The organism is Pseudokineococcus marinus (genome assembly GCF_013004605.1).
Lineage (GTDB): Bacteria > Actinomycetota > Actinomycetes > Actinomycetales > Quadrisphaeraceae > Pseudokineococcus > Pseudokineococcus marinus.
Genome location: NZ_JABEMA010000256.1, coordinates 1 through 4,438, shown reverse-complemented (window position 1 = coordinate 4,438; position 4,438 = coordinate 1). Strand labels below are relative to the sequence as shown.

Here is a 4,438-nt window from a genome sequence, read left to right as displayed (position 1 = left end):
CGACCGCGGCCCGCTCGCCGTCCTGGCGCCCCTGGCGCCCGGCGGGACGCTCGACGTCGGCGGGCAGCTGCAGGGGCCCCGGGCCACGGACGCGCTGACCGGGTCGGGGACGGGGCCGCTCGTGACGACCGAGGTCGTCGTCGCCGCCCTCGGCCTGCTCCTCGCCCTGGCCGCCGCCGCGGGCCTGGGTCGGGCGCGGCCCTCGCGGCTGCGGCGCACCGCGCTCGTGCTCGCCGTCGTGCCGCTGCTCTTCGCCGCCGGCGCGCTCGTCGACGGCGTCACCCCCGCCGTCGTGCTGCCGGCGCTCGCGGTGCTGCCGGCGGCCGGGGCCGTGGGCCTCACCGCCCTGCTGCGCGGACGCCGGGGACGCCGCTCCGGCCCGGTGCCGCCGGACGACGTCGACCGCGCCGCCGTCGCCGACCTCCACGCGCGGGTGGGCGTGCCCGAGCTGCCGCCCGTGGCGGTCGTCATCGCCGCCTACGACGAGGCGCCGGGCATCGGCGCGGTCCTCGCGGGCCTGCCGGCCGAGGTGCTCGGCCTGCGCGTCGCGGTCGTCGTCGTCGACGACGGCAGCACCGACGGCACGGCGGAGGCCGTCGCCGCCTCGGGGCGCGCGCTCGCCGTCGCCTGCCCCGCCAACCGCGGCCAGGGCGCCGCGCTGCGCCTGGGCTACCGCGTGGCCCGCGAGCACGGCGCCCGCTACGTCGTGACGACGGACGCCGACGGCCAGTACGACGTCGGGGACGTCCCGGCCGTGCTGCGGCCCGTCGTCGAGGGCGAGGCCGACTTCGTGTCCGGCTCGCGGCGCCTCGGGCACCAGCACACGCGCGACCGGGTGCGCCGCACGGGCGTCCACGTCTTCGCGTGGGTCGTCAGCGCGATGTCCGGGACGCGGGTCACCGACACCTCCTTCGGGCTGCGCGCGATGCGGGCCGACCTCACCGGCGTCGTGACGCTGCGCCAGCCGCAGTACCAGTCGTCCGAGCTCATGCTCGGGGCGCTCTCGCACGGCTACCGCGTGCGCGAGGTCCCGGCGACCATGCACGTGCGCAGCGCCGGCGCCAGCAAGAAGGGCCGCAACCTCGTCTACGGGTCGCGGTACGCGCGCGTCGTCGTCGGCACCTGGTGGCGCGAGGGCCTGCTCACCCCGGCCGACGAGGTGGCCCCCGCGCTGCGGGGCTCCGCGCTGGGGGGCTCCGCGCTGGGGGGCTCCGGCGGGGCGGCGCCCGCGGCGCCCGCTCCGGCGGCGTGAGCGTCACCCGGTCGTGACCCGCGGCACCCGGCCCGGCCGCCGATGCCGCACCCTGGTGCCGTGACGACGACCGCCGGCCGCCGGGCGAGCGCGCACCCCGCGCCGCGACCGCCCGGGCCCGCCCGGGCAGGAGGGTCGCGCCGGTGGCGGGAGCGCCTCGGCGACCACGCGCCCTTCCTCGTCGTCCTCGGGCTGGGGCTGCTCGTGCGCCTCGTCGTCACGGTCGCCTTCTGGCCGGCGATGATGGTGAGCGACGCCCCGTCGTACCTGCGCTTCCTCGGCGACCTGCAGCCCAGCCTCGAGCGCCCCGACGGCTACGGGCTCCTCTTCCTCCTGCCGCTCTCGCTCGTCGCGGACGACGTCGCCCTCTTCGTCGGCGTCCAGCACGTGCTGGGGCTCGCGGCCGCCACGGGGCTCTACGCGCTGCTGCGCCGCTGGGGCGTGGGCCGGTGGTGGGCCGCCGTCGGCGTCCTGCCGCTGCTGCTCGACGCGATGGTGCTCGTCCTCGAGCACGGCCCGCTCAGCGACGCCGTCTTCCTCGACCTCCTCGTGCTGGCCGTCGTCCTCCTCGGCTGGCGGCGCCGACCCTCGCCCGGCGTCGCGCTCGCGGCCGGCCTCGTCATGGGCTGCGCCGTCCTCGTCCGCCAGGTCGGGACGCCGCTCGTCCTCGCCGGCGCCCTCTTCTGCCTGCTCGCGGCGTCGGGCCGGTGGCGGCGCCTCGTCCCGGCGGGCCTGCTCGTCGTCGGCTTCGTCGTGCCCGTGGGCGCCTACAGCGCGTGGTTCGCCGGGACCTACGGCAGCCCCGGGCTGTCCGGCATCGGCGGGGTGTCCTCGTACATGCGCACGACGACGTTCGTCGACTGCGACCGCCTCGAGCTCGCCCCCTACGCGCGGGTGCTGTGCCCGCCCGAGCCGGTGGGCGAGCGGCGCGACCCCACCGACTACGGCTGGTACGAGATCGGCAGCGGCGTGCAGTCGCTCGTCGTGCCGCCCGGCGTCGACCGGCGGGCGGTGCTGCAGGACTTCGCCCGCCAGGCGCTCGCGGCCCAGCCGCTGGACTACGCGCGGGTCGTGCTGCGCGACGTCGCCCTCGGCTTCGACCCGCTGCGCGCGGACCGCTTCGAGTACAACACCGTCTTCAAGTGGAAGTTCGCCACGTACGTCGACCGGGAGCCGACGCCGTGGACCGAGCCGGGCTTCGCCGACCACGGCGGCGTCCAGCAGCAGACCCGCCAGCCGTGGGCGGACCTCCTCGTGGCCTACGAGAAGGTCGTCTACACGTGGGGGCCGCTGGTCCTGCTGAGCCTCGTCGTCGGGGCCGTCGGCGCCCTGTCCCCGCGCGCCGGTGCCGCGCGGCCCCTCGTGCTGCTGCTCGTCCTCGTCGGCTTCGGCCTGTCGGTGCTGCCGGACATCACCACCCAGTTCGTGTGGCGCTACCAGCTGCCCGCGGTCGTGCTGCTGCCCGTCGCCGCCGTCCTCGCCGGCAGCGCCCTGCGCCACCGTGGCCCGCGCCGGGTTCCCTGAGGCGCCGGGTTCCCTGAGGCGCCGGGTTCCCTGAGGCGCCGGGTTCCCTGAGGCGCCGGGTCCCCTGGAGGGGCGCGTCGCCCGCCGTCAGCGGTCGGCGGCCTCGGGGAGCACCTCGGCGACGCCGAGCACCGACTGCCCGAACGGCGGGGTGACGACCTTCTCGAGCATCCGCGTCACGGGCACGACGACGCCGTCGTAGACCCGCACGAGGCCGGGCTTCGGCGTCCCGACGCCGCCGCGCCGCACGGCCGCCCACCAGGCGAGGCCGCCGAGGAGGTTGACGGGCCGGACGAGGCGCGGCGCCAGCCCGGCCCGCTCGAAGGCGCTGCGCAGCGTCGCGGGCGTGTAGCGGCGCACGTGCCCGACGCGGCGGTCGAAGTCGCCGTAGAGCTGCATGTACGCCGGCACGAACATGACGACGGTGCCGCCCGGCTCGACGAGGCGGGCCAGGCGCCGCAGGGCGCCGGCGTCGTCCTCGATGTGCTCGAGCACGTTGGAGGCGAGCACGGTCGCGACGGGCGCGCCGAGGTCGGGCAGCTCGCCGTCGAGGTCGAGGCGGCGGGCCTCCACCTCAGGTCGGTCGGCGAAGCGCCGCGCGATCTGCGCCACCGCGCCGGGGTCGACGTCGGTGACGACGTGGCGCTCGAGGTCCATGCCCCGCGCGAAGGTCTCGGCCAGCTCGCCGAGCCCGGCACCGACCTCGAGCAGCGTGCGGCCGACGTGCGGGCGCATGAGCTCGAGCTGGTACGCCTTGTAGTTCGGCTGGCCCGCGCCCGAGCCCTCCTCGAGCGTCCGTCCCGTCGCCGAGGAGAAGGCGCCCTCCCCTCCGGCGTCTGCGGGGTCCCCGGCGTCCGGGGCGGCGGGGCGACCGGGGGCGGCGTCGGTCATCGGGTCTCCTCGCGGGGGCTGGCGTCGGGGCGCCGGGGATCGGGGCGCCGGGCGCCGCGCGCCCCGGGCAGGCGGCGGAAGAGCTGGTGCAGGACGGCGTAGCGCACGAGCGCCATGACGGCGTAGACGCCGAGGAAGGCGACGTTGACGGAGGCGAACAGCACCGCGTCGGCCGCGCCGGCGCGCTCGAGGAGGGTCTCGGTGAGCGCGGTGGCGCCCGACGCCAGGGCGAGGGTGAGGAGCACGACGGCGACGTACGGCACGAGCTCGCGGCGCACGCTGGGGCGGCCCTGCACGCGCCACACCCACGAGCGGTTGATGACGTAGTTGGGCACCGCGCCCGCGAGCCACCCCAGCAGGGTGGACGTCGTCGTCGACGCGCCGAGGGGGCCGTACAGCAGCGCGAAGGCGACGGCGCTGCAGACGGTCGCGACGCCGGAGCCGCCGGCGTAGCGCAGGAGGCGCGCCCCGTGCGCGGACACCAGCCGGGGGACGAGCGGTCGGGTGCCGGGAGCGTCGGACGACGCCGCGGGCGACGGCGTGGACGTCCGGTGGCGGGGCACCTGCGGAGCCTAGGCGCACGACCGGCGCGCGCCCGTCCGGCTCGGGGAGCGGCCCGTCGGCCGGGCGGGCGCCGACGCGTCACCTAGCGTGGGCGCGTGGTGCAGACGGCGCGGTCAGCGGGGACGGCGCCCGCCGCGCCGGCCGAGCCCGTCGGCCCCGCTCGACGGCGCCGTGCTCCTCCTGGCGACCTGGACGCCCGTCTACCAC

General features: G+C 78.0%; 4 protein-coding genes. 2 read left to right on the top strand and 2 right to left on the bottom strand.

Annotated features, from left to right (window positions below; translation table 11 throughout):
• The coding region (locus HLB09_RS13480) for a glycosyltransferase family 2 protein (protein WP_171203864.1) at window positions 1–1,252 on the top strand (1,252 nt) is incomplete at its 5' end.
• Window positions 1,253–1,312: 60 nt separating this feature from the next.
• On the top strand, window positions 1,313–2,776 hold the full coding sequence (locus HLB09_RS13475; protein WP_171203863.1) for a hypothetical protein: 1,464 nt from the start codon (window positions 1,313–1,315) through the stop codon (window positions 2,774–2,776).
• An 87-nt stretch (window positions 2,777–2,863) separates the two neighbouring features.
• Here HLB09_RS13475 and HLB09_RS13470 read toward each other — a convergent pair whose 3' ends face one another.
• Together HLB09_RS13470 and HLB09_RS13465 are read right to left on the bottom strand one after the other, a co-directional pair.
• Window positions 2,864–3,667: a class I SAM-dependent methyltransferase gene (locus HLB09_RS13470; RefSeq protein WP_171203862.1), complete on the bottom strand. Its 804-nt coding sequence runs from the start codon at window positions 3,665–3,667 to the stop codon at window positions 2,864–2,866.
• The gene (locus HLB09_RS13465) at window positions 3,664–4,230 is read right to left on the bottom strand and encodes a GtrA family protein (RefSeq protein ID WP_171203861.1); all 567 of its coding nucleotides are present in this window, start codon (window positions 4,228–4,230) and stop codon (window positions 3,664–3,666) included. The genes HLB09_RS13470 and HLB09_RS13465 overlap by 4 nt, the downstream gene beginning before the upstream one ends.
• Window positions 4,231–4,438 lie beyond the last annotated feature (208 nt).